The 20,672-nt window shown below is 62.8% G+C and carries 31 protein-coding genes; 24 read left to right on the forward strand and 7 right to left on the reverse strand.

Going from position 1 to position 20,672, the window contains the following annotated elements; translation table 11 throughout:
- The first annotated feature begins 6 nt into the window (after nucleotides 1-6).
- The 4 genes from rpmC (at nucleotide 7) to N5C88_RS11470 (ending at nucleotide 1,811) form a co-directional block, all read left to right on the forward strand.
- The gene (gene rpmC, locus N5C88_RS11455) at nucleotides 7-198 is read left to right on the forward strand and encodes a 50S ribosomal protein L29 (RefSeq protein ID WP_003806912.1); all 192 of its coding nucleotides are present in this window, start codon (nucleotides 7-9) and stop codon (nucleotides 196-198) included.
- Nucleotides 199-200: 2 nt separating this feature from the next.
- Nucleotides 201-482: a 30S ribosomal protein S17 gene (gene rpsQ / locus N5C88_RS11460; protein ID WP_006216549.1), complete on the forward strand. Its 282-nt coding sequence runs from the start codon at nucleotides 201-203 to the stop codon at nucleotides 480-482.
- A gap of 133 nt (nucleotides 483-615) precedes the next feature.
- Nucleotides 616-1,134 carry a hypothetical protein gene (locus N5C88_RS11465; RefSeq protein WP_280015338.1) on the forward strand — a complete coding sequence of 173 codons (519 nt, stop codon included), beginning with the start codon at nucleotides 616-618 and terminating at the stop codon, nucleotides 1,132-1,134.
- Nucleotides 1,135-1,280: 146 nt separating this feature from the next.
- Nucleotides 1,281-1,811 carry a hypothetical protein gene (locus N5C88_RS11470; RefSeq protein ID WP_124260371.1) on the forward strand — a complete coding sequence of 177 codons (531 nt, stop codon included), beginning with the start codon at nucleotides 1,281-1,283 and terminating at the stop codon, nucleotides 1,809-1,811.
- Nucleotides 1,812-1,919: 108 nt separating this feature from the next.
- On the opposite strand, the gene N5C88_RS11475 is transcribed toward N5C88_RS11470, so the two are convergent.
- From N5C88_RS11475 to N5C88_RS11500, 6 genes are read right to left on the reverse strand one after another with little or no spacing between them, the layout of a single operon-like run.
- Entirely contained in the window at nucleotides 1,920-2,987 is a 1,068-nt protein-coding gene (locus N5C88_RS11475) for a branched-chain amino acid ABC transporter permease (RefSeq protein ID WP_059379393.1), read from the reverse strand.
- Between the two features lie 11 nt (nucleotides 2,988-2,998).
- Nucleotides 2,999-4,009, reverse strand: a complete 1,011-nt coding sequence (locus N5C88_RS11480) for a branched-chain amino acid ABC transporter permease (RefSeq protein ID WP_118933129.1) — start codon at nucleotides 4,007-4,009, stop codon at nucleotides 2,999-3,001.
- The gene (locus N5C88_RS11485) at nucleotides 4,006-4,755 is read right to left on the reverse strand and encodes an ABC transporter ATP-binding protein (RefSeq protein ID WP_280015339.1); all 750 of its coding nucleotides are present in this window, start codon (nucleotides 4,753-4,755) and stop codon (nucleotides 4,006-4,008) included. The genes N5C88_RS11480 and N5C88_RS11485 overlap by 4 nt, the downstream gene beginning before the upstream one ends.
- On the reverse strand, nucleotides 4,752-5,522 hold the full coding sequence (locus N5C88_RS11490; RefSeq protein ID WP_059379396.1) for an ABC transporter ATP-binding protein: 771 nt from the start codon (nucleotides 5,520-5,522) through the stop codon (nucleotides 4,752-4,754). The genes N5C88_RS11485 and N5C88_RS11490 overlap by 4 nt, the downstream gene beginning before the upstream one ends.
- A 15-nt stretch (nucleotides 5,523-5,537) precedes the next feature.
- Complete coding sequence (locus N5C88_RS11495; RefSeq protein ID WP_118933127.1) at nucleotides 5,538-6,710, reverse strand: substrate-binding domain-containing protein; 1,173 nt, start codon at nucleotides 6,708-6,710, stop codon at nucleotides 5,538-5,540.
- Between the two features lie 12 nt (nucleotides 6,711-6,722).
- Nucleotides 6,723-7,619 carry an alpha/beta fold hydrolase gene (locus N5C88_RS11500; protein ID WP_118933126.1) on the reverse strand — a complete coding sequence of 299 codons (897 nt, stop codon included), beginning with the start codon at nucleotides 7,617-7,619 and terminating at the stop codon, nucleotides 6,723-6,725.
- Between the two features lie 168 nt (nucleotides 7,620-7,787).
- On the opposite strand from N5C88_RS11500, the gene N5C88_RS11505 reads away from it, so the two are divergent.
- Nucleotides 7,788-8,747, forward strand: a complete 960-nt coding sequence (locus tag N5C88_RS11505) for a helix-turn-helix domain-containing protein (RefSeq protein ID WP_059379399.1) — start codon at nucleotides 7,788-7,790, stop codon at nucleotides 8,745-8,747.
- Between the two features lie 99 nt (nucleotides 8,748-8,846).
- Here the strand turns inward: N5C88_RS11505 and N5C88_RS11510 are convergent, their stop codons facing one another.
- Nucleotides 8,847-10,274 carry an NAD-dependent succinate-semialdehyde dehydrogenase gene (locus tag N5C88_RS11510; protein WP_118933125.1) on the reverse strand — a complete coding sequence of 476 codons (1,428 nt, stop codon included), beginning with the start codon at nucleotides 10,272-10,274 and terminating at the stop codon, nucleotides 8,847-8,849.
- Nucleotides 10,275-10,421: 147 nt separating this feature from the next.
- Between N5C88_RS11510 and N5C88_RS11515 the strand changes: the two genes are divergently transcribed.
- The 19 genes from N5C88_RS11515 (at nucleotide 10,422) to rplQ (ending at nucleotide 20,613) form a co-directional block, all read left to right on the forward strand.
- Nucleotides 10,422-11,219 carry an aspartyl/asparaginyl beta-hydroxylase domain-containing protein gene (locus N5C88_RS11515; RefSeq protein WP_280015383.1) on the forward strand — a complete coding sequence of 266 codons (798 nt, stop codon included), beginning with the start codon at nucleotides 10,422-10,424 and terminating at the stop codon, nucleotides 11,217-11,219.
- A gap of 353 nt (nucleotides 11,220-11,572) precedes the next feature.
- Nucleotides 11,573-11,941 (forward strand): 50S ribosomal protein L14, encoded by a 369-nt coding sequence (gene rplN / locus N5C88_RS11520; RefSeq protein WP_006216531.1) that lies wholly within the window; start codon nucleotides 11,573-11,575, stop codon nucleotides 11,939-11,941.
- An 11-nt stretch (nucleotides 11,942-11,952) separates the two neighbouring features.
- Nucleotides 11,953-12,273, forward strand: coding sequence for a 50S ribosomal protein L24 (gene rplX / locus N5C88_RS11525; RefSeq protein WP_006389623.1), 321 nt, complete (start codon nucleotides 11,953-11,955; stop codon nucleotides 12,271-12,273).
- Between the two features lie 12 nt (nucleotides 12,274-12,285).
- Entirely contained in the window at nucleotides 12,286-12,825 is a 540-nt protein-coding gene (rplE, locus tag N5C88_RS11530) for a 50S ribosomal protein L5 (protein ID WP_054457265.1), read from the forward strand.
- Between the two features lie 12 nt (nucleotides 12,826-12,837).
- A complete protein-coding gene (gene rpsN / locus N5C88_RS11535) occupies nucleotides 12,838-13,143 on the forward strand; it encodes a 30S ribosomal protein S14 (RefSeq protein WP_006216527.1) in 306 nt (101 codons plus the stop codon).
- Nucleotides 13,144-13,153: 10 nt separating this feature from the next.
- Nucleotides 13,154-13,549 (forward strand): 30S ribosomal protein S8, encoded by a 396-nt coding sequence (gene rpsH / locus N5C88_RS11540; RefSeq protein ID WP_006216525.1) that lies wholly within the window; start codon nucleotides 13,154-13,156, stop codon nucleotides 13,547-13,549.
- 12 nt (nucleotides 13,550-13,561) lie between these two features.
- The gene (rplF, locus tag N5C88_RS11545) at nucleotides 13,562-14,095 is read left to right on the forward strand and encodes a 50S ribosomal protein L6 (RefSeq protein WP_054457262.1); all 534 of its coding nucleotides are present in this window, start codon (nucleotides 13,562-13,564) and stop codon (nucleotides 14,093-14,095) included.
- Nucleotides 14,096-14,116: 21 nt separating this feature from the next.
- On the forward strand, nucleotides 14,117-14,482 hold the full coding sequence (gene rplR / locus N5C88_RS11550; protein ID WP_013397004.1) for a 50S ribosomal protein L18: 366 nt from the start codon (nucleotides 14,117-14,119) through the stop codon (nucleotides 14,480-14,482).
- Nucleotides 14,483-14,497: 15 nt separating this feature from the next.
- The gene (gene rpsE, locus N5C88_RS11555; protein WP_013397003.1) at nucleotides 14,498-15,019 is read left to right on the forward strand and encodes a 30S ribosomal protein S5; all 522 of its coding nucleotides are present in this window, start codon (nucleotides 14,498-14,500) and stop codon (nucleotides 15,017-15,019) included.
- A gap of 3 nt (nucleotides 15,020-15,022) precedes the next feature.
- Complete coding sequence (rpmD, locus tag N5C88_RS11560) at nucleotides 15,023-15,208, forward strand: 50S ribosomal protein L30 (protein ID WP_006216520.1); 186 nt, start codon at nucleotides 15,023-15,025, stop codon at nucleotides 15,206-15,208.
- A gap of 9 nt (nucleotides 15,209-15,217) precedes the next feature.
- Nucleotides 15,218-15,658, forward strand: coding sequence for a 50S ribosomal protein L15 (rplO, locus tag N5C88_RS11565; RefSeq protein WP_059379401.1), 441 nt, complete (start codon nucleotides 15,218-15,220; stop codon nucleotides 15,656-15,658).
- A 14-nt stretch (nucleotides 15,659-15,672) separates the two neighbouring features.
- Nucleotides 15,673-16,998: a preprotein translocase subunit SecY gene (secY, locus tag N5C88_RS11570; RefSeq protein ID WP_013397001.1), complete on the forward strand. Its 1,326-nt coding sequence runs from the start codon at nucleotides 15,673-15,675 to the stop codon at nucleotides 16,996-16,998.
- An 8-nt stretch (nucleotides 16,999-17,006) separates the two neighbouring features.
- Nucleotides 17,007-17,225 (forward strand): translation initiation factor IF-1, encoded by a 219-nt coding sequence (infA, locus tag N5C88_RS11575; RefSeq protein WP_003806927.1) that lies wholly within the window; start codon nucleotides 17,007-17,009, stop codon nucleotides 17,223-17,225.
- A 34-nt stretch (nucleotides 17,226-17,259) separates the two neighbouring features.
- Complete coding sequence (gene rpmJ / locus N5C88_RS11580; protein WP_003806928.1) at nucleotides 17,260-17,373, forward strand: 50S ribosomal protein L36; 114 nt, start codon at nucleotides 17,260-17,262, stop codon at nucleotides 17,371-17,373.
- 43 nt (nucleotides 17,374-17,416) lie between these two features.
- Nucleotides 17,417-17,782, forward strand: coding sequence for a 30S ribosomal protein S13 (gene rpsM, locus N5C88_RS11585; protein WP_006216517.1), 366 nt, complete (start codon nucleotides 17,417-17,419; stop codon nucleotides 17,780-17,782).
- A gap of 15 nt (nucleotides 17,783-17,797) precedes the next feature.
- Nucleotides 17,798-18,199: a 30S ribosomal protein S11 gene (gene rpsK / locus N5C88_RS11590; protein WP_006216516.1), complete on the forward strand. Its 402-nt coding sequence runs from the start codon at nucleotides 17,798-17,800 to the stop codon at nucleotides 18,197-18,199.
- A gap of 11 nt (nucleotides 18,200-18,210) precedes the next feature.
- On the forward strand, nucleotides 18,211-18,834 hold the full coding sequence (gene rpsD / locus N5C88_RS11595; protein ID WP_054457258.1) for a 30S ribosomal protein S4: 624 nt from the start codon (nucleotides 18,211-18,213) through the stop codon (nucleotides 18,832-18,834).
- Nucleotides 18,835-19,049: 215 nt separating this feature from the next.
- Nucleotides 19,050-20,036: a DNA-directed RNA polymerase subunit alpha gene (rpoA, locus tag N5C88_RS11600; protein ID WP_006216514.1), complete on the forward strand. Its 987-nt coding sequence runs from the start codon at nucleotides 19,050-19,052 to the stop codon at nucleotides 20,034-20,036.
- Between the two features lie 184 nt (nucleotides 20,037-20,220).
- Nucleotides 20,221-20,613, forward strand: coding sequence for a 50S ribosomal protein L17 (gene rplQ, locus N5C88_RS11605; protein ID WP_006389635.1), 393 nt, complete (start codon nucleotides 20,221-20,223; stop codon nucleotides 20,611-20,613).
- Nucleotides 20,614-20,672: the final 59 nt, after the last annotated feature.

Genomic DNA, 20,672 nt, shown 5'->3' on the forward strand with positions numbered 1-20,672 from the left:
ACTAACATGAAAGCTAGCGAACTCCGTTCGAAAGATGCCGCCGAGCTCGGCAAAGAGCTCGAAAGCCTGCTGAAGGCACAATTCGGTCTGCGTATGCAGAAGGCCACGCAGCAACTGGCCAACACCAGCCAGCTGCGCAACGTGCGTCGCGACATCGCGCGCGTTCGTACCTTGCTGACCGAGAAGGCAGGGAAATAAAGATGAGCGAAACTCAAAACACCCAAGTGGCCAAGCGCCAGCGCACGCTGGTTGGCAAGGTCGTCAGCAACAAGATGGACAAGACTGTCGTCGTGCTCGTTGAGCGCCGCGTCAAGCACCCCATCTTCGGCAAGATCATCATGCGTTCCGCGAAGTACAAGGCGCACGATGAATCGAACCAGTACAACGAAGGCGATACGGTTGAAATCGCTGAAGGCCGTCCCATCTCGCGCTCGAAGTCGTGGCGCGTGGTGCGTCTGGTTGAAGCCGCACGTATCATCTAAGTAAAGCAGTACATCGGAACGGCGCGCCGTTCTGATATAAGACGGCAAGGGATCAAACCCTTGCCGTTTTTTTTCGTCCAGCGCGTCCTCTCCGACGCCCGCAACCACGTACTTCGGGATAGATGACAAAGACATGAAGTATGTTCCGAGATCCGCGCTGATGGGCGCCGTGGCCTGCTGCCTGGGCCTGTTCGTGTTTCCTGCCTTGGCGCAACCGGCCGTGGGGCCCGCCGCGCCTGCCGCTGTGGTGCCCGAAGTCCGAGGCCGCGACGTCCTCACCGCTGGCCCCGATCAGCGCGTGGGGCTACCGTCGGAATCACGCGACCATGCGCTCATCTTTGGCACTCAGGACGCAGATGAATTGGCGCTCGCGAGACAGGAGCGCGCGCTCGATGAGCAGCGGTTGCAACTGCAGGCGCTGGAGCGGTTGCTAGGTCAGCCGCCGAAAGATCGTTCAGAGCCTTCGGGCAGAATTCCGCTGAATCGAAATTCGGTCGACCTTCCACTCCCGGCCATGCCCAAACTGGCGCCAGCGCCGGCGGGTTCTAGGTCGGACGGCACCGCAGATGCGCGGCGCCAGGTCGACGATATGCAGCGGCGGGTTGATGGATTGCTGCGCAACGCCGACGCGCTTCGCGAACCGGCCCGCTGATCGATCGCGCCATCCACCATTTCTTCTGAAACGCAGCGTAGCAACTGTCCGTGCGCGGGGGATTCCCCGCTCCTGATGTGCCTGTTACAACTCTCGCGGGTACGCATTTCGCGTTTCCGAGTTTCCGTCAGCTGGAGCACGAAACAATGGGTGGATCTGTGGGCAAGTTCATGGCCGCTTGCGGTTGCGCATCGGTGCTGGCGCTATCGGCTACGCCGGCGGCGCGGGCCGATCGCAACAACGTGCAATTGAAGGACTTCGTCGTGGAGAGGCCGTTTAGCGAGAGCATGCTTGTTGTCGGCCATAACGGTCGGGTAAGCACCGGCATGGAAGTCGACAAGCTGACCCGCCAGCTGAGCGAACAGGCCGACGCGCTGACTGAGTTGCGACGCAAGAACGAGGAGCTCAACCGCAAGCTGGAGGAGCAGGCGCAGAAGCTCTCCGCGCTAGAGCGTAAACAAGGCGATGGCGGTCGTAGCAGCGATGGTCAGCGCAGCGATCTGGACAAGCTGGCTCGCAGCGCCGACAGTCAGAAGAATGAGTTGGAAAAACTGTCGCGCAGCGTATCGCAGCTCAACAGCAATTCGGATTCCAGCAGCCGCAACATCGAAGATCTGCAACGGCGCCTGGATGATGTGAAGCGCAGTCTGGATGATGTGCGCAGCCGTGTGAAATAGCACTCCGCAGTGACAGGGCAACCAGGCGTAGGCGTATTGCCACACTGCTTTCGCCTGGCCCCGCTGCGGGGATGTAGCGCTTTGACGGGAGATCGGGAAACCGCGCGACTAGCGCCGCGCCGCCAGTTCCCGCAGTCGGCCCGCAATCCCGGTAGGGAAGTAATACACCGACACCACGAACAAGATCCCCAGCCATAGCAGCCACCGGTCCGGCTCGAACAGCAGCGCCAACGGCGCCACGCCCGACACCGCGTCGTGGATCACGTGCAGGCCATCTTGCAGATAGCTCTGCGCGAACACGAACAGGCTCGCGCCCACCACGGCGCCGTACATGGTGCCCATCCCGCCGATCACTAGCATCAGCAGGATGTTGAGCATGATCTCGAACGACAGCGAGGTATCCGGCCCGTTGTAGCGCAGCCAGAGCGCGTACATGGCGCCCGCTAGCGTGGCGAAGGCGGCCGCCAGCAGATTGGACAGGCTGCGGTAAAGCACCGTGCGGTAGCCGATGGCTTCGGCGCGGAACGGGTTCTCGCGTATGGCTTGCAACACCCGGCCGAAGGGCGAATTCACGATGCGCAGCAACAGCAGGAACAGCACCACGCAGACCGCGGCGATCAGGTAATAGGTGATCACGCGGCCATCCACCGTCACGCCGAAGATCTGTTCGGAGAACGGCCGGAAGGCCGGCCGCAGCATCTGCGGCACCTTGAAGTTCAGGCCATCCTCGCCACCCGTCAGATCGGACAATTGCGACACCAGCGTCTGGAACGCCGCGGCGACGGCCAGCGTGATCATGGCGTAGAAGATCGCGCGCACGCGCAGGCTGGCCAGGCCGATCAGCAGGGCGAAGGCCAGTGAAACCACCAGGCCGCCGCCCAAGCCCGCGAACACCGCGGTCCAACCCGGTTCCATGCGGATGCTGGCGATCGCCACGCCATACGCGCCGATGCCGAAGAACATGGTGTGCGCGAAGCTGACGATGCCGGTGTAGCCCAGCAGCAGGTCATAGCTGGCGACCAGGATCACGAACACCAGGATCTTCGCGGCCACCGCCAGCGATTTGGGGCCGGGAAACAGAAAGGGCGCGGCGGCCAGCAGGGCCACGATGGCGATCAGCGCCATGGCCAGCAGCGTGCTGCGCGGAGGGTCGCCGGAAAGCAGGCGTACGGACATGTCGGCAGTTCCTAGCGATTCGTGACCGGATACACGCCCTGCGGACGCCACAGCAATATGGCGACCATCAGCGCGATGTTCGAAAACAGGGCGGCCTTGGGCAGGAGGAAGCCGGTGTAGTTGGCCATCAGTCCGACCAGCAGCGCGCCGATCAGGCAGCCCACGGTGGAGCCCAGGCCGCCGATCATGATGACGATGAAGATCAGCACGTTGACCTGCGCGCCCAGCTGAGGCACGACCGATTGTTGGTACATGCCCCACAGCACGCCGCCCAGTCCCGCCAGCATCGAGCCGGCCACGAACACGCCGACGAACAGATGACGGATGCGGTAGCCCAGGCTTTCCACCATCTCGCGGTCCTCGACGCCGGCGCGGATCAGGAGGCCCAGTTTTGTGCGGTTGAGCAGCCACAGCATGCCGCCTAGTACCAGCAGGCCCGTCAGCAGGGCGACGATGCGGAACTTCTCGATGGCGGCATCGCCCAGCAGGAACGCGCCGCGCAGCGCCTCGGGCAGCGGCAGCGAAATCGTCTGGGGACCCCACAGCATCTTGATGATCTCTTCGCCGATGATCATGCCGCCCATGGTGATGAGGATCTGCTTCAGATGCTGGCCATAGACGGGCCGCACGATGATGCGTTCGAACGCCAGGCCCACGGCGCCCGCGACCAGCATGCCGACGATCATGGCGGGCAGTACCGCGCCCAGGTTGATCCACAGGCTGCCCGACTGCGTCCAGTCGGCCATGGCGCCCAGCACGGTCGCGGCCATGTACGCGCCGATGGCGATGAAGAGGCCGTGGCCGAAGTTCAGCACGTCCATCAGGCCGAACACCAGCGTCATGCCCGAGGCCACGATGAAGATGATCATGCCCATGGCCAGCCCCGCCAGGGTCAGGGTGACCCAGGTGGAGAAGGATCCGACCAGGGGTAGGGCCAGCGCGGCCAGGGCCAGCACCAGGAGGACAGGGCGCAGGTCCGCGCGTACGCGCGGCAGCGGGGTATCGAGTTCGAGCGTGCTCATTGGTGGCTTCCCAGCGACAGGCCCAAGAGGCGCGTCTGTAGTTCGTCGTCCGCGGCCAGTTCGGCCATGCCGCCCGCGTGGACGACGCGGCCGTTGTCCATCACGGCGACGTGATCGCCGACCAGGCGCGCGAAGTTGAAGTTCTGCTCGACCAGCAGAATGGTGGTGGACGCCTGCTTCAGTTCGATGAAGGCGTCGATCATGTTCTGGATGATGGCGGGCGCCAGGCCTTTGCTCGGCTCATCCACCAGCAGCAGCCGGCGCGGCTCGATGATGGCGCGCGCCACGGCCAGCATCTGCTTCTGTCCGCCCGACAACTTGCCGGCGGGATGCAGCCAGAACTTCTTCAATGCAGGAAAGAAACCGAAGATCCATTCCAGCCGCGCCGTATCCAACTGGCTGGCATTCCTGGCCTGGCGCGCCGCCAGCAGGATGTTCTCCTTCACGGACAGGTCGGCGAAGATGCCCATGTTCTCCGGCACGTAAGCCATGCCCATGCGCGCCATGTCGGGCGGCGAGGTGCGCGTGCCGGGGCCGCCGACGGGCGCGCCGTCAAAGCTCACCTGGCCTTGCGACGCCCGCCACAACCCCATGATGGTGCGCAGCGTGGTGGTCTTGCCGGCGCCGTTGCGGCCCAGCAGCATGGTCACGGCCGCCGGCGCGACGGCCAGATCCACGCCGTGCAGGATGTGGTACGCGCCGATATGCGTATGCACGTTCTTCAATTCCAGCAGCGCTTGCGTCATGCCGCCTTCTCCACTGGACTCACGCCCAGATAGGCCTGCTGCACGATGGGCGAGGCGATCACCGTCGCCGGGTCGCCGTCGGCCATCAGCTGGCCGTTGTGCAGCACCACGATGCGGTCCGCCAGTTCCCGCACCACGTCCATCTTGTGCTCCACGAGCAAGATCGTCTTCGACGGATCATTCTTGAGTTCGCGGATCAGTTCCAGCACGACGGGCACGTCGTCCACGCTCATGCCTGCCGTGGGTTCGTCAAACATGAAGACCTGCGGTTCCAGCGCGATCAGCATGGCGATCTCCAGCTTGCGCTGGTCGCCGTGCGGCAAGTCGGCGGCAGACTGGTCACGGCGCGCAGACAGGCGGGTGCGTTCCAGCAGCGCGTCGGCGCGTTCGATCAGGCCGCGGTCGTCGCTCCAGGTGCGCCAGAACCGGATCTGGCGCCAGCCCATGCCTTGCTGGCGCGATTGCAGGGCCAGGCGTACGTTCTCATGCACGCTCAGGCGCGGAAACAGCTGGGTCAGCTGGAAGGCTCGGCCCAGCCCCGCATGCATGCGCGCGGGCGCGGCCAGCGGCGTCAGGTCGCGCCCGTTCAGGCGCACCGTGCCGGCGCTGGCGCGCAGCTGGCCGGAGATCAGGTTGAAGTAGGTGGTCTTGCCCGCGCCGTTCGGGCCGACGATGGCGGTCAAGGTGCCAGGCGCAAAGCTGCAGCTGACTTCGTTGACCGCCACGTGTCCGCCGAAACGGATCGTGAGCGATTGGGTTTCCAGCATGGATGGGCAGCGCGCTCAGCGTTTGTTCTGAATCGGCACCGACATCTGGTCCGGCGTGATTTCCTTGACCAGGTCCTGCACGGCCCACGGCACCGACGGATCATTCTTGATGCGGAAGTGGTACATGGACTGCATGGCCTGGTGGTCTTCGGGACGGAAGGTCATCTTGCCCTTGGGCGTCTCGAAGCTCATGCCTTCCATGGCCTTGATCATCGTGTCGGTATCGGAATTGCCGTTGGTCTTGGCCAGCGCGGTGGCGATCGCGATGCCCGAGGCCATGCCGCCCGCGGTGAAGAAGTCCGGCGGCTGGCCGTAACGCTTCTGGTGTTCGGCCACCAGCCAGTCGTTGATCGGATTCTTGGGAATGCCATAGTAGTAATAGGTGGCGCCTTCCATGCCGGCCAGCGATTTCAGCGGCGTCATCGCGGCCAGCGTGTTGCCGCCGGTGGCGATCTCGATGCCGAAGCGCTTGGGATCCAGATCGGCGATCTTGAACGGATTGCCCGCGCCCGCCCACAGGATGAAGATGATCTTGCGGCCCGGCTTGTCCTTGAGCGCATCGAACAGGCGCTGCGCGCCAGCCGTGAAGTCGGTGGCGTTGGCCGGCAGGTATTCCTCGTGCACGATCTTGGCGTTCTTCAAGGCGCCCTTGAACGCCTTTACGCCGTCGCGGCCGAAGGCATAGTCCTGCGCCAGCATGGCGATCGACGTGCCGGCCTGGTCGAAGGCGACCGCATTGGCGATGGCGTCCTGCGACGAGTTGCGGCCGGTGCGGAAGATGTACTTGTTCCACTTGTCGCCGGTGATCGAATCCGCCACGGCAGGCTCGACCAGCAGGATCTTTTCGTATTCCTCGGCGATGGGCAGCATGGCCAGCGCGACGCCGGACGAGGTGGGGCCGACGGCGATGTCGGCGTTGTCGTCCGCATAGGCCGAGGCCAGCTGGGCGCGCGCCACGTCGGGCTTGCCCTGGTTGTCCTTTTCGATCACGCGGATCTTGCGCCCGGCGACCGTCATGGTGCCTTGCGTCGCATATTCCAGCCCCAGCATCAGGCCGTTCTGAGTTTGCTTGGCGTAGGCCTCCAGCGGACCGGTCTTGTCGTAGACGTGGGCCACGACGAAGTCTTTCGCCGCGATGGCGGAATTCATGCAGAGGCCGGCGAGCGCGGCGAGCAGGACGCGTTTCATGGGAGTCTCCTGTTATTGGGGGCGGTCAGCCGCCGTGTGATCCGGCGTGGCAAGGAATAGGCGGATGGCGTCGATCTGGGGAGCGACGTTCAGGGCGGGGGCGTGGCCGCAATCGGGGAAGTCGATGCGTTGCGCGCGCGGCCCGCGGCGGGTCATGGCGTCGGCGACCTCGGGCAGCAGCAGGTCCGAATCGGCGCCGCGCAGCAGCAGCAGCGGCATGCGCAGCGAGTCGTAGCCGCTCCAGCGGTCGTAGTCGGCGGGATGGTCGTTGAACTGGCCGACGATGGCCGGGTCATAGTGCAGTGTGATCCGGCCGTCCGGCAGCCGGCGTACGGATGTTTCGGCCATCCGGCGCCATTGTTCGTCGCTTTGCCAGCCGTAGGGCTTGTAGGCGACGCGCAGCCAGGCTTCCAGCTCCGTGACCGTATCGAAGGCCGGCGGCGCGCCGACATAGGCCACGATGCGGTCGATCGCGGCCTGCGGCAGTTCGGGCCCGATGTCGTTGACGACCAGGTGCGAGATCCGGTCGCGCAAAGTGGTGGCGGCAGCGTGCATGCCGGTGGCGCCGCCCATGGACGTCCCCACCCAGCGCACGCGGTCCAGCGACAGCCCGTCCGCCAGGGCGCGGGCCAGCGTTGCATAGAAGTCCAGCTGGTACTCGGCGACCGGGTCGGGGCTCCATTGCGACAGGCCCCGGCCGATCGCGTCCGGACAGATGATGCGGTAGTCGCCGGCGAGCGCTTGCGCCAGATCGTCGAAGTCGCGGCCGGTGCGTGCCAGCCCATGCCACATGATGATGGGGGGCGCGTCCGCCGCGCCCCATTCGGTGTAATGCAGCTCGCGGCCTGCGCAGCGCAAATAGCGCGAAGCCGGCGCGTGGCGGCCGGCTGGTGCGGGCGCTGGTGCCATGAGTCTCCTCCCGGGTTGTCCAGGTTGTGTGCTTATCGGGCTGAATATAGACTTGCGCCAAGCGCGCCTTCAAGGCGCCAGACGCCCCGCAGCAGGGTGAGTCAAGAATATGTAGACGCAGGATCACGAGCGCCCGGCCGCGGCGCAGGCGTCCAAGGAGACCGAACCATGTCCGATACGGAATTCGCCATTTCGGCCAGCGCTGGCGCTGACCGGCGCGACGAATGGCGCGCGGCGTTGTCGCACGCGTTCGGTCCCTTCGAGGTGCATGGCGGCGGGCCCGACAGCTTCGCCGGACATGTGCGCTATGCGCGGCGGGGCAGCCTGCAGTTCAACGATCTCCATTACCAGGGGCAGAAGCTGGAGCGCACCGCCGGCAACGTGTCGCGCCTGGATCAGGAGTTCTATACCTTTGGTCTGCCGCTGGCGGGACCCCTGGCCGTGCAGCAGCAGGGGCGAGAGTTCCAGGTCGAACCCGGCTGCGTCTATCTGATGAACCAGAGCCTGCCCTACCAGGCCACGGCGCAGGGCGCGGCGGGCTACCGCAGCCTGAGCGTGTCCTTTCCGCGCAGTGCGCTGTTGCAGCGCGATTCCCGCGTCGGCGCCTTCTACAAGCTGCGCGTCGATGACGGTTCGCCGCGAGGCGCCTTGCTGGCCAGCTACATGGACCACTTGTTCAAAGGGGTGGACGGCTGGTCGGATGTCGAAGCAGCGGAACTGGGCGAACGCCTGATCGACCTGATCGTGCTGTTCCTGGTGCAGTCAGGCCAGGGGCAGGTGTCGGAGTCGGACAGCAGCGTCACGCTGGCGCACCGGCAGCGCGCGCTGGCCTACATCCGCCAGCATCTGGCGGATCCGGCCCTGTCGCCGCAGCAGGTGGCGCAGGGCTGCGGCTTGTCGGTGGCCTATCTGCACCGCATCGCGCGTGCGGGCGGCCTGTCGGTCGAATCCTTCATCTTCGACCAGCGGCTCGACAAGTGCCGCGAACTGTTGTTGAACCCGCAGCACAGCCACCGCAGCATTGCCGAACTGGCCTATCAGGTGGGCTTCTCGCACCCCTCGCATTTCAGCCGCCTGTTCAAGCGCCGCTTCGGCATGACGCCGCGCGACTTGCGGGCAAGTTCCTGAGCGGCCTTCTGCCGCGAACTGCCCGGCCCGGTTCCCCCGGCGTGAGGCATAAAAAAAGCCCCGCAGAAAATCCTGCGGGGCTTTTTTGTCACTGCCAGGTCAGATGTGCGTAATGAATTTCGTGACCAGGTAGCCGTCGAACGTTTCCAGGCCGCCTTCGCTGCCGATGCCGCTGTCCTTGATGCCGCCGAAGGGCGTCTCGGCCAGGGCGCTGCCGAAGTGGTTGATGTTGACCATGCCGGCTTCCAGGCCGTTGGAGACCTTGGTGGCCGTCTGCAGCGAGTTCGTGAACACGTAGGACGACAGGCCGAAGGGCAGGCTGTTGGCGCGGCGCAGCACTTCATCGGTATCCGTGAAGCGGACCACCGGCGCGACCGGGCCGAAGGGCTCCTCGGTCATCAGCATGGAGTTGTCGGGCACTTCGGTCACGACCGTGGGGGCGAAGAAGAAGCCCTTGCGGTCCAGCGGGCCGCCGCCGACCACCACCTTGCCGCCGTGCTTCTTGGCGTCGTCGATGAAGGCGCTCATGGCGGGGACGCGGCGCTCGTGCGCCAGCGGACCCATGTCGGTGCCGGCTTCCAGGCCGTCGCCGACCTTGATGTTCTTCAGCACTTCCGAGAAGCGCGCGAGGAACTGCTCGTAGGCGCCGTTCTGGACATAGAAGCGGGTCGGCGACACGCACACCTGGCCGGCGTTGCGGATCTTGAACTTGGCCAGCATGGTGGCGGCGCGGTCGATGTCGGCGTCGTCGAACACCAGCACGGGCGAGTGGCCGCCCAGTTCCATGGTGACGCGCTTCATGTGGGCGCCGGCCAGCGCGGCCAGCTGCTTGCCCACCGGCACGGAGCCGGTGAACGACACCTTGCGCACGATGGGCGAGCGGATCAGGTAGTCGGAGATCTTGGCGGGTTCGCCCCAGACGATGTTCAGGCAGCCCTTGGGCAGGCCGGCGTCGTGGAACATGCGGGCAATGGCCATGACGGCGCTGGGCGAGTCCTCGGGGCCCTTCAGCACCACCGTGCAGCCGGCGCCGATGGCGGCGGCGATCTTGCGGATGGCCTGGTTGTACGGGAAGTTCCAGGGCGTGAAGGCAGCGCAGACGCCGATCGGTTCGCGCACCACGATCTGGCGCACGTCAGGATTGCGCGGCGGGACCACGCGGCCGTAGATGCGGCGGCATTCCTCGGCGTGCCAGTCGGCGTGTTCGGCGCAGGAGGTGACTTCGCCCACGGCTTCCGCCAGCGGCTTGCCCTGGTCCAGCGTCATGTTGCGGCCGATTTCCTGGGCGCGTTCGCGCGACAGCGTCGCGACCTTGCGCAGGATGGCCGAGCGGTCCATGGGAGAGGATTTCTTCCACGACTCGAACGCGCGCTGGGCGGCGGCTAGCGCCCGATCCAGATCCGCTTCGGTGGCGTGGGGCAGCTGGCCGAGAACTTCCAGCGTGGCCGGGTTGATGACGTCCTGGGTGCGCCTGCCCTCTCCGGCGACGAATTCGCCGTCGATATACAGCGCCAACTGTTCATACATGCCTGTCTTCCCTTGCGAAATAGGAGTGGATAGCGATCACTGTCGCCCACGCCAGTCTAAACCAGCTTGTCGGCGGCGGGGAGGGCCAATGCCCGGCCGCGCATTGGAGCCAATATGTCGGCGCAAGTCTTGCATGCGCGCGCCGGCATGGACAAAATGGTGCATCTTTGGCTGTCTATCGGGCTAATTATTGTGCAACCCGTCGATGCGCGTCCGCCCAGCAAGCCCAGTTTCTACTCGCGCGTCTTTTTCCGCTTCATAGACTGGTTGCGCAACCGCATCGCCCAGGCCTCGCTGGTCGGCGACCGTCCCATTTTCGACAACAGCCAGTTCCCCTGGGTCGCCGCGCTCGAGGCAGAGGCGCCCGCCATCCGCGCCGAGCTGGCCGGCCTGCTGTCCGAGCGCCAGTATCTGCCCGCCTTCCATGAGATCTCCCCCGACGTGGGCCAGATCACCTCGGACGATCAATGGAAGACCTTCGTCTTCATGGGCTACGGCCTGCGCTCCGAGCGCAATCTGGCGCGCTGCCCGGCGACCGCCCGGGCGCTGCAGGGAATCCCTGGTATCCGTACGGCGTTCTTCTCCATCCTGGAGGCCGGCAAGCGCATCCCCCTGCACACGGGTCCGTACAACGGCGTCCTGCGCCTGCACCTGGGACTGGTGGTGCCGGAACCGGTCGAGCAATGCTGGATCGAGGTCGGAGGTGAGCGTTACAGTTGGCGGGAAGGGCGGGCGGTGGTGTTCGACGACCTCTACCCGCATCAGGTCCACAACGACACCGCCGGACTGCGCGCAGTGCTCTTCGTGGACTTCGAGCGCCCCTGCCGCGTTCCGGTAAAATGGCTCAACCGCCTGGTGCTCATGGCCGCCCCGTTCACGGACGAGATCCGTCGCGGCAAGGCCAACCACGATGCCTGGGAAAAGGGCTACTACCGCCAGAAATAGGGGGCAGATAGCCTCGGTCCACCCCGGTCACGGGGAAAGCGTGGCTTTTGTGGGTTATCCACACAAAGTGCTTGCGCTCAAAAATTAACCACGTTAGAATTATCAGCTTTCCCAGATTGTCGATCGAGTTGGCCCGCGCCTATGCAGGTTAGCCCGACGTGTTGGGGGAATACCCGCAGGATTTCAACCCAGGGTCGTTGCGTTGCCAACCAGTTGCGTGAGTAGGGCGAAAGCTCCAGACATGCCAACACTAAAGCAGGGCGGCAGACCTGACGGGACCAAAACTGGCAGGAATTGCAGTGTTCCCTTGTTGGGAAAACCGTATTTCCAGTTAAGTTGGAACAGGAAAAATCATGATCCAAATGCAGACCACGCTGGATGTGGCCGATAACACTGGTGCGCGTCATGTCATGTGCATTAAGGTGCTCGGTGGCTCCAAGCGCCGTTATGCCGGTATCGGCGACATCATCAAGGTGAGCGTCAAAGATGCGGCTCCGCGCGGACGCGTCAAGAAAGGCGAAATTTACAATGCCGTGGTGGTTCGTACCGCCAAGGGCGTGCGCCGTAAAGACGGTTCGCTGATTCGTTTCGGTGGCAATGCCGCCGTGTTGCTCAACGCCAAGCTGGAGCCCATCGGCACCCGCATCTTCGGACCCGTTACGCGTGAACTGCGTACCGAGAAGTTCATGAAGATCGTGTCGTTGGCCCCGGAAGTGCTGTAAGGAGCCCTACGATGAACAACATTCGTAAAGGCGACGAAGTCATCGTCCTGACCGGCCGCGACAAGAAGCGTCGCGGTACCGTGCTGGCGCGCGTCGATGCCGACCACGTTCTGGTCGAAGGCGTCAACGTCGTCAAGAAGCACGTGAAAGCCAACCCGATGGCTAACAACCCCGGCGGGATTGTCGAAAAGACCATGCCGATTCACATCTCGAACGTCGCGCTGTTCAACCCGGCCACCGGCCGCGGCGACCGCGTGGGCGTGCAAGAAGTCGAAGGCCGCAAGGTTCGCGTGTTCCGTTCCAATGGTGCCGTTGTCGGCGCCAAGGCGTAAGGGGCGATAGACATGTCTCGTTTGCAAGATCTCTACAAGAGCAAGGTCGCTGCCGACCTGCAAGCCAAGTTTGGCTACAAGAGCACGATGGAAGTGCCGCGCATCACCAAGATCACCCTGAACATGGGTGTGTCGGAAGCGGTGTCGGACAAGAAAGTCATTGAGCACGCTGTTGGCGACCTGACCAAGATCGCCGGCCAGAAGCCCGTCGTGACGAAGACCAAGAAGGCTATCGCCGGGTTCAAGATCCGCGAAAACTACCCGATCGGTTGCATGGTCACGCTGCGCGGTCAACGCATGTACGAATTCCTGGATCGCCTGGTGGCGGTTGCGCTGCCTCGCGTGCGCGACTTCCGCGGCATCTCGGGTCGTGCGTTCGACGGCCGTGGCAACTACAACATCGGGGTGAAAGAGCAGATCATTTTCCCCGAAATCGAGTACGACAAGATCGACGCGCTGCGTGGGCTGAACATCAGCATCACCACCACCGCGAAGACCGACGAAGAAGCCAAGGCGCTGTTGACGGCCTTCAGCTTCCCGTTCCGTAACTAAGGGGCTGATGACGTGGCTAAACTTTCCCTCATCAATCGCGACATCAAGCGCGCCAAGCTGGCTGACAAGTTCGCCGCCAAGCGCGCTGAGTTGAAGGCGATCATCGACGACCAGTCGAAGACCGACGAAGAACGTTACCAAGCTCGGCTCAAGCTGCAACAGCTGCCGCGCAATGCCAACCCGACGCGTCAACGTAACCGTTGCGTGGTCACCGGTCGTCCGCGCGGCGTGTTCCGCAAGTTCGGCCTGACGCGCCACAAACTGCGTGAAATGGCGATGAAGGGTGAAATCCCCGGCATCACCAAGGCCAGCTGGTAGGAGAAACAATATGAGCATGAGCGATCCCATCGCCGATATGCTGACCCGCATTCGCAATGCGCAGCAAGTGGACAAAGTTACGGTGAGCATGCCCTCCTCGAAGCTGAAGGCGGCCATTGCCGCTGTGCTGAAGGACGAAGGCTACATCGACAGCTTTGAAATCAAGGGCACCCAGGCCAAGCCTGAGCTCGAGATCACCCTGAAGTACTACGCTGGCCGTCCGGTCATCGAGCGCATCGAACGCGTTTCGCGCCCCGGTCTGCGTATCTACAAGGGCCGTACCAGCATTCCTCAGGTCATGAACGGCCTGGGCGTGGCTATCGTTTCGACCTCGCGCGGCGTCATGACCGACCGTAAGGCTCGCGCCAACGGCGTCGGCGGCGAAGTGCTGTGCTACGTGGCCTAAGGAGAAATTCGAATGTCACGTATCGCTAAGTATCCGGTCGAACTGCCCAAGGGTGTTGAAGCCAACATCCAGCAGGATCAGATCACCGTCAAGGGCCCGCTGGGCTCCCTGACCCAAGCCCTGACCGGCGACGTCACGATTGCGTTGGACAATGGCAAGCTCACGTTTGCCGCCGCCAACGACAGCCGTCACGCCAACGCCATGTCGGGTACCGTGCGCGCTCTGGTGGCCAACATGGTCACGGGCGTGAGCAAGGGCTTCGAGCGCAAGCTGACCCTGGTCGGCGTGGGTTACCGCGCATCGATCCAAGGCGACGCCGTTAAGCTGCAGCTCGGTTTCTCGCACGACGTTTTGCACCAGTTGCCGGCCGGTATCAAGGCCGAGTGCCCGACCCAGACGGAAATCGTCATCAAGGGTGCCAACAAGCAAGTCGTCGGTCAGATGGCCGCTGAAATCCGCGCGTACCGCGAACCCGAACCCTACAAGGGCAAGGGCGTGCGTTACTCGGACGAACGCGTCGTCATCAAAGAAACCAAGAAGAAATAACGGCGCACGCAAGGACGAATCATGGACAAAAAAGTTTCCCGTTTGCGTCGTGCGGTTCCGACCCGCCGGAAGATCAACGAGTTGCGCGTTCATCGCCTCTCGATTTTCCGCTCGAACCAGCACATCTACGCCAACATCATTTCGCCGGAAGGCGATCGCGTTCTGGTCAGCGCCTCGACGGTCGAAGCCGAAGTGCGCGCGCAACTGGCCGGCCAAACCGGCCAGGGCGGCAACAAAGCCGCTGCGTCGCTGGTTGGCAAGCGCGTGGCCGAAAAGGCCAAGGCTGCCGGTATCGAACTGGTCGCTTTCGATCGCTCGGGCTTTCGTTACCATGGCCGCGTGAAAGCGCTGGCCGATGCCGCGCGTGAAGCCGGCCTGAAGTTCTAAGCGAGGATCTGTCAAATGGCTAAAGTACAAGGCAAGAACGCCGCGGAAAAAGAGAACGATGACGGCCTCCGCGAAAAGATGATCGCGGTCAACCGCGTGAGCAAAGTGGTCAAGGGTGGTCGCACCATGAGCTTTGCCGCGCTGACCGTGGTTGGCGATGGCGATGGCCGCATCGGCATGGGTAAGGGCAAGGCGCGTGAAGTGCCGGTGTCCGTTCAGAAGGCTATGGAACAGGCCCGTCGCGGCATGTTCAAGGTCGCTCTGAAGAACGGCACGCTGCACCACACCGTGGTTGGCAAGCATGGCGCCGCTACCGTGCTGATCTCGCCCGCTGCTGAAGGTACCGGCGTTATCGCCGGCGGCCCGATGCGCGCTATTTTTGATGTGATGGGTGTGCGTAACGTGGTTGCCAAGAGCCTGGGCTCGAGCAACCCCTACAACATGGTTCGCGCCACGTTGAACGGCCTGCGCGCCTCCATGACCCCGGCTGATGTTGCTGCCAAGCGCGGCAAGTCGGTCGAAGAAATCCTGGGGTAAATCATGGCTCAGAAGCAGATCAAAGTGACCCTCGTGCGCTCGGTGATCGGTACCAAGCAATCGCACCGTGACACGGTTCGCGGTTTGGGCTTGGGCCGTATCAACAGCAGCCGCGTGCTGGTCGATACGCCCGAGGTGCGTGGGATGATCCGTAAGGTGGATTATCTCGTTTCCGTCTCGGAAGCCTAAGGAATCACCATGTCGGATATGCAACTTAATTCGCTGAAGCCCGCCGAGGGCAGCAAGCACGCCAAGCGCCGCGTCGGCCGTGGCATCGGTTCGGGTCTGGGTAAGACCGCCGGCCGTGGTCACAAGGGTCAGAAGTCGCGTTCGGGCGGTTTCCATAAGGTTGGCTTCGAAGGCGGTCAAATGCCGCTGCAGCGTCGTCTGCCCAAGCGTGGTTTCACCCCGCTCGGCCAGCACCTGTACGCCGAAGTCCGTCTGTCGGACCTGCAAGCCCTGCCCATCGACGAAGTCGACGTGCAAGTGCTGAAGGCCGCTGGCGTGATTGGCCAGGCGGTTCGTTTCGCCAAGGTCATCAAGTCGGGTGAACTCTCGCGCAAGGTCGTGCTCAAGGGCATTACCGCGACGGCCGGCGCTCGCGCCGCCATCGAAGCCGCGGGCGGCTCGCTTGCTTGATCACGAGGTGACGAGTGGCTAACGCGCAGGCATTGGGCAAAACCGGAGCACGGTACGGCGATCTGAAGCGCCGCCTCGTGTTCCTGGTGCTCGCCCTGGTGGTTTACCGTTTGGGTACACACATCCCCGTGCCGGGCATCAACCCGGATGCGCTGGCGGACTTGTTCCGTCAGAACCAGGGCGGGATCCTGGGCCTGTTCAACATGTTCTCGGGCGGGGCGCTCTCGCGCTTCTCGATTTTTGCCCTGGGGATCATGCCGTACATTTCGGCATCCATCATCATGCAGCTGATGTCTGTGGTGGTGCCGTCGCTGGAATCGCTCAAGAAAGAGGGCGAAGCCGGCCGTCGGAAGATCACCCAATACACCCGCTACGGCACGGTCGTGCTGGCGCTGGTGCAGGCTGTGGGCATTTCGGTAGCGTTGGAGTCCCAGCAGGGACTGGTGATCGATCCGGGCATGCTGTTCCGCTTTACGACCGTCGTGACCTTGGTCACCGGCACCATGTTCGTCATGTGGCTGGGTGAGCAAATCACGGAACGTGGTCTGGGCAACGGGATTTCCATCCTGATCTTCGCAGGTATCGTTGCGGGTCTGCCCGCGGCGCTGGCTGCACTGTTGGACCTGGTCCGCACCAACTCGATGTCCGTGCTTTCGGCACTGTTCATCGTGGCTCTGGTGGTGCTGGTTACCGCTTTTGTGGTGTTCGTGGAACGCGGACAGCGCAAGATCACGGTGAACTACGCCAAGCGTCAGGTCGGCAACAAGGTCTACGGTGGTCAAAGCTCGCATTTGCCGCTGAAGCTGAACATGGCAGGGGTGATTCCGCCGATCTTCGCATCGTCGATCATTCTGTTCCCGGCCACGATCACGAGCTGGTTCTCCAGCAGTGAGAACATGCGCTGGCTTAGCGACCTGGCTGCGGCCCTGTCGCCTCGTCAACCGCTCTACATCACGCTGTACTCGGTCGCGATTATTTTCTTCTGCTTTTTCTACACGGCTCTGGTGTTCAACAGCCGCGAAACGGCGGACAACCTGAAGAAGAGTGGTGCGTTTGTTCCGGGCATCCGTCCGGGCGAACAAACAGCGCGCTACATCGACAAGATCCTGATGCGTCTGACGCTCGCAGGTGCCATCTACATCACGTTGGTGTGCCTGTTGCCGGAATTCTTGGTGATGCGCTGGAACGTTCCCTTCTACTTCGGTGGTACGTCCCTGTTGATTATTGTGGTGGTGACGATGGATTTCATGGCGCAGGTTCAGGCCTACATGATGTCTCACCAGTACGACTCGTTGCTCAAGAAGGCTAACTTCAAGGGCGCGGGTTTGCCGATGCGGTAAGCAAAAGAATGTCCAAGGACGACGTCATTCAGATGCAAGGCGAGGTTCTTGAGAACCTCCCGAACGCGACATTTCGCGTCAAGCTCGAAAACGGCCACGTGGTGTTGGGCCATATTTCCGGCAAGATGCGTATGCATTACATCCGGATCCTGCCGGGTGACAAGGTCACAGTGGAGCTCACGCCCTATGATCTGACGCGAGCCAGGATAGTTTTCCGCTCCAAATGAGCGGAACCGGATTACGGAAAATTAGGAGTCAACCATGAAAGTAATGGCATCGGTTAAGCGGATCTGCCGCAACTGCAAAGTTATCAAACGTCACGGCGTGGTGCGCGTTATCTGCACCGACCCGCGTCATAAGCAGCGTCAAGGCTAACCCGGGTTAGCGACTACGCAACAGATTTATTCAAGGAATAGTCATGGCCCGTATTGCTGGCATTAACATCCCGCCGCAACAGCACGCCGAGATCGGACTGACCGCCATTTTTGGCATCGGTCGTACGCGCGCTCGCAAGATTTGCGAAGCGGCAAACGTACCCTTTGACAAGAAGGTCAAGGATCTGAACGACGCTGAATTGGAACGCGTCCGCGAACATGTTGGTCTGTTCACGGTTGAAGGCGACCTGCGTCGTGAAGTACAGCTCTCGATCAAGCGTTTGATCGACCTGGGAACCTACCGCGGTATGCGTCACAAGCGCGGTTTGCCCGTGCGCGGCCAGCGCACTCGCACCAACGCCCGGACCCGCAAGGGCCCGCGTCGTGCTGCTGCGTCCCTGAAGAAATAATCGAGGAACTGGATTATGGCGAAAGCTTCCACCAGCGGCGCTTCGCGCGTGCGCAAAAAGGTCAAGAAGAACGTCTCGGACGGCATCGCGCACGTTCACGCTTCGTTCAACAACACCATCATCACCATCACCGATCGTCAGGGCAACGCGCTGTCGTGGGCCACGTCGGGCGGTGCTGGTTTCAAGGGCTCGCGCAAGTCGACCCCGTTCGCCGCGCAGGTCGCTGCTGAAACGGCTGGCCGCGTCGCGCTGGAGTACGGCATCAAGACGCTGGAAGTGCGTATCAAGGGCCCCGGTCCTGGCCGCGAATCGTCGGTCCGCGCTCTGAACGCGCTGGGCATCAAGATTTCGTCCATCGCCGACATCACGCCCGTTCCGCACAACGGCTGCCGTCCGCCGAAGCGTCGTCGTATCTAAAGGGAATCCACATGGCTCGTTATACTGGACCCAAATGCAAGCTCTCGCGTCGCGAGGGTACTGATCTGTTCCTGAAGAGCGCCCGCCGCTCGCTGGATTCCAAGTGCAAGCTGGATTCCAAGCCTGGCCAACACGGCCGCACTTCGGGTGCCCGCACTTCCGACTACGGTCTGCAACTGCGCGAAAAGCAAAAGCTCAAGCGCATGTACGGCGTGCTGGAAAAGCAATTCCGCAAGTACTTCGCTGAAGCCGAGCGTCGCCGTGGCAACACCGGCGAAACGCTGATCCAGCTGCTGGAATCGCGCCTGGACAACGTCGTCTACCGCATGGGCTTCGGCTCGACCCGCGCCGAAGCTCGCCAGCTGGTGAGCCACCGCGCCATCGAACTGAACGGCCACACGGCTGACATCGCTTCGATGCTGGTCAAGGCTGGCGACGTCGTGTCGGTCCGCGAAAAGGCCAAGAAGCAAGGCCGCATCAAGGAATCGCTCGACCTGGCCACCAGCATCGGCATCCCCCAGTGGGTGGAAGTCGATACGACCAAGTTGACCGGTACGTTCAAGTCGGCCCCCGATCGCGCTGACGTCGCTCGCGACATCAACGAATCGATGGTCGTCGAACTGTACTCGCGTTAATCAGGCCTGCCGGCGCTACCTTCGCAAGGCGCCGGCGAGCTGGTCTCGCGACCCGTTTGCACGTCCCGCAGCAGCCCGCTTTTCGCCTTCAGGCGGAGCGGGCTTTGCGGTAAGTATCGGCCGGTGTTTTTCGCATCGTCCGCGTTTCAAGTTTCACCCTGTCCATCAGCCTTATCGGTGTAACGAGCCGAGGGTATTGAAAAGGAACACAGTAAATGTCCACTCAAGGTTTCCTGAAGCCGCGCTCCATTGAAGTCGAACCGGTCGGCACGCACCATGCCAAGATCGTGATGGAGCCGTTCGAGCGTGGCTACGGTCACACGCTGGGCAACGCCCTGCGCCGCATCCTGCTGTCTTCGATGACCGGCTACGCGCCGACCGAAGTCCAGATGACGGGCGTGGTGCACGAATACTCGACCATCCCGGGCGTTCGCGAAGATGTCGTCGACATCCTGCTGAACCTGAAGGGCGTGGTCTTCAAGCTGCACAATCGCGACGAAGTGACCCTGGTTCTGCGCAAGACCGGCGCGGGTACCGTGCTGGCCAGCGACATCGAGCTGCCGCACGACGTCGAGATCATCAACCCCGGCCATGCCATCTGCAATCTGACGGACGCAGGCAAGCTGGAAATGCAGATCAAGGTTGAAAAGGGCCGCGGCTACGTGCCGGGCAACGTGCGCGCGCTGTCGGAAGACCGCACCCACACCATCGGCCGCATCGTTCTGGACGCTTCGTTCAGCCCGGTCCGCCGCGTGAGCTACGCGGTTGAAAGCGCCCGTGTGGAACAGCGTACCGACCTGGACAAGCTGGTCCTGGACATCGAAACCAACGGCGTGATCTCGCCCGAGGAAGCGGTGCGCCAGTCGGCCCGCATCCTGATGGACCAGATCTCGGTCTTCGCCGCCCTGGAAGGCGCTGGCGATTCGTACGAAGCCCCGGTCCGCGGCACGCCGCAGATCGATCCGGTGCTGCTGCGCCCGGTCGACGACCTGGAACTGACCGTGCGTTCGGCCAACTGCCTGAAGGCCGAAAACATCTACTACATCGGCGACCTGATCCAGCGTACCGAAAACGAGCTGCTCAAGACCCCGAACCTGGGTCGCAAGTCGCTCAACGAGATCAAGGAAGTCCTGGCCGCACGCGGCCTGACGCTGGGCATGAAGCTCGAAAACTGGCCCCCCCTGGGCCTGGAGCGTCCCTAAGTCTTGAAAGGGTGCCGCCTCTGAAAAGAGGCGGTTCCCGCAGGCAGCCGGCCTTGCGCCGGCCAGTTTGCGAAACCGTCGTAAAATGCACCGTTTTCTACCGGACCGCGGCCTGATTGCAGGTTGATAGAAGAGCCGGCAACCCGATGGCTGACGCCATCTTTAGATTCAAAGGAAACTTATCATGCGTCACGGTAATGGCTTGCGTAAGCTCAACCGCACCAGCAGTCACCGTCTTGCCATGTTCCGCAACATGGCCGTTTCGTTGATCACCCACGAAGCCATCAAGACCACGCTGCCGAAGGCGAAAGAATTGCGCCGCGTCATCGAACCCCTGATCACGCTGGGCAAGGAGCCCACGCTCGCGAACAAGCGTCTGGCTTTTGCCCGTCTGCGCGATCGCGATGCGGTGGTGAAGCTGTTCGCCGAAATCGGCCCGCGCTACGCGGCTCGTAACGGCGGCTACACCCGCGTGCTGAAGATGGGCTTCCGTCAAGGCGACAACGCTCCCATGGCTTTCATGGAACTGGTTGACCGTCCGGAAGTCGATGAAGCCGCTGAGGACAGCGCCGAATAATTTCGGTAGCTCGATAAGCGACAAGGGCGGGTCTTCGGACCCGCCCTTGTTTTTTTGTG

It is taken from the genome of Achromobacter sp. GD03932 (genome assembly GCF_029839485.1).
GTDB lineage: Bacteria > Pseudomonadota > Gammaproteobacteria > Burkholderiales > Burkholderiaceae_B > Achromobacter > Achromobacter bronchisepticus_A.

Coding starts and splice junctions, on each gene's coding strand:
- rpmC (WP_003806912.1), top strand. CDS start 7: ATGAAAGCTAGCGAACTCCGTTCGAAAGATGCCGCCGAGCTCGGCAAA.
- rpsQ (WP_006216549.1), top strand. CDS start 201: ATGAGCGAAACTCAAAACACCCAAGTGGCCAAGCGCCAGCGCACGCTG.
- N5C88_RS11465 (WP_280015338.1), top strand. CDS start 616: ATGAAGTATGTTCCGAGATCCGCGCTGATGGGCGCCGTGGCCTGCTGC.
- N5C88_RS11470 (WP_124260371.1), top strand. CDS start 1,281: ATGGGTGGATCTGTGGGCAAGTTCATGGCCGCTTGCGGTTGCGCATCG.
- N5C88_RS11475 (WP_059379393.1), bottom strand. CDS start 2,987: ATGTCCGTACGCCTGCTTTCCGGCGACCCTCCGCGCAGCACGCTGCTG.
- N5C88_RS11480 (WP_118933129.1), bottom strand. CDS start 4,009: ATGAGCACGCTCGAACTCGATACCCCGCTGCCGCGCGTACGCGCGGAC.
- N5C88_RS11485 (WP_280015339.1), bottom strand. CDS start 4,755: ATGACGCAAGCGCTGCTGGAATTGAAGAACGTGCATACGCATATCGGC.
- N5C88_RS11490 (WP_059379396.1), bottom strand. CDS start 5,522: ATGCTGGAAACCCAATCGCTCACGATCCGTTTCGGCGGACACGTGGCG.
- N5C88_RS11495 (WP_118933127.1), bottom strand. CDS start 6,710: ATGAAACGCGTCCTGCTCGCCGCGCTCGCCGGCCTCTGCATGAATTCC.
- N5C88_RS11500 (WP_118933126.1), bottom strand. CDS start 7,619: ATGGCACCAGCGCCCGCACCAGCCGGCCGCCACGCGCCGGCTTCGCGC.
- N5C88_RS11505 (WP_059379399.1), top strand. CDS start 7,788: ATGTCCGATACGGAATTCGCCATTTCGGCCAGCGCTGGCGCTGACCGG.
- N5C88_RS11510 (WP_118933125.1), bottom strand. CDS start 10,274: ATGTATGAACAGTTGGCGCTGTATATCGACGGCGAATTCGTCGCCGGA.
- N5C88_RS11515 (WP_280015383.1), top strand. CDS start 10,422: ATGGACAAAATGGTGCATCTTTGGCTGTCTATCGGGCTAATTATTGTG.
- rplN (WP_006216531.1), top strand. CDS start 11,573: ATGATCCAAATGCAGACCACGCTGGATGTGGCCGATAACACTGGTGCG.
- rplX (WP_006389623.1), top strand. CDS start 11,953: ATGAACAACATTCGTAAAGGCGACGAAGTCATCGTCCTGACCGGCCGC.
- rplE (WP_054457265.1), top strand. CDS start 12,286: ATGTCTCGTTTGCAAGATCTCTACAAGAGCAAGGTCGCTGCCGACCTG.
- rpsH (WP_006216525.1), top strand. CDS start 13,154: ATGAGCATGAGCGATCCCATCGCCGATATGCTGACCCGCATTCGCAAT.
- rplF (WP_054457262.1), top strand. CDS start 13,562: ATGTCACGTATCGCTAAGTATCCGGTCGAACTGCCCAAGGGTGTTGAA.
- rplR (WP_013397004.1), top strand. CDS start 14,117: ATGGACAAAAAAGTTTCCCGTTTGCGTCGTGCGGTTCCGACCCGCCGG.
- rpsE (WP_013397003.1), top strand. CDS start 14,498: ATGGCTAAAGTACAAGGCAAGAACGCCGCGGAAAAAGAGAACGATGAC.
- rpmD (WP_006216520.1), top strand. CDS start 15,023: ATGGCTCAGAAGCAGATCAAAGTGACCCTCGTGCGCTCGGTGATCGGT.
- rplO (WP_059379401.1), top strand. CDS start 15,218: ATGTCGGATATGCAACTTAATTCGCTGAAGCCCGCCGAGGGCAGCAAG.
- infA (WP_003806927.1), top strand. CDS start 17,007: ATGTCCAAGGACGACGTCATTCAGATGCAAGGCGAGGTTCTTGAGAAC.
- rpmJ (WP_003806928.1), top strand. CDS start 17,260: ATGAAAGTAATGGCATCGGTTAAGCGGATCTGCCGCAACTGCAAAGTT.
- rpsM (WP_006216517.1), top strand. CDS start 17,417: ATGGCCCGTATTGCTGGCATTAACATCCCGCCGCAACAGCACGCCGAG.
- rpsK (WP_006216516.1), top strand. CDS start 17,798: ATGGCGAAAGCTTCCACCAGCGGCGCTTCGCGCGTGCGCAAAAAGGTC.
- rpsD (WP_054457258.1), top strand. CDS start 18,211: ATGGCTCGTTATACTGGACCCAAATGCAAGCTCTCGCGTCGCGAGGGT.
- rpoA (WP_006216514.1), top strand. CDS start 19,050: ATGTCCACTCAAGGTTTCCTGAAGCCGCGCTCCATTGAAGTCGAACCG.
- rplQ (WP_006389635.1), top strand. CDS start 20,221: ATGCGTCACGGTAATGGCTTGCGTAAGCTCAACCGCACCAGCAGTCAC.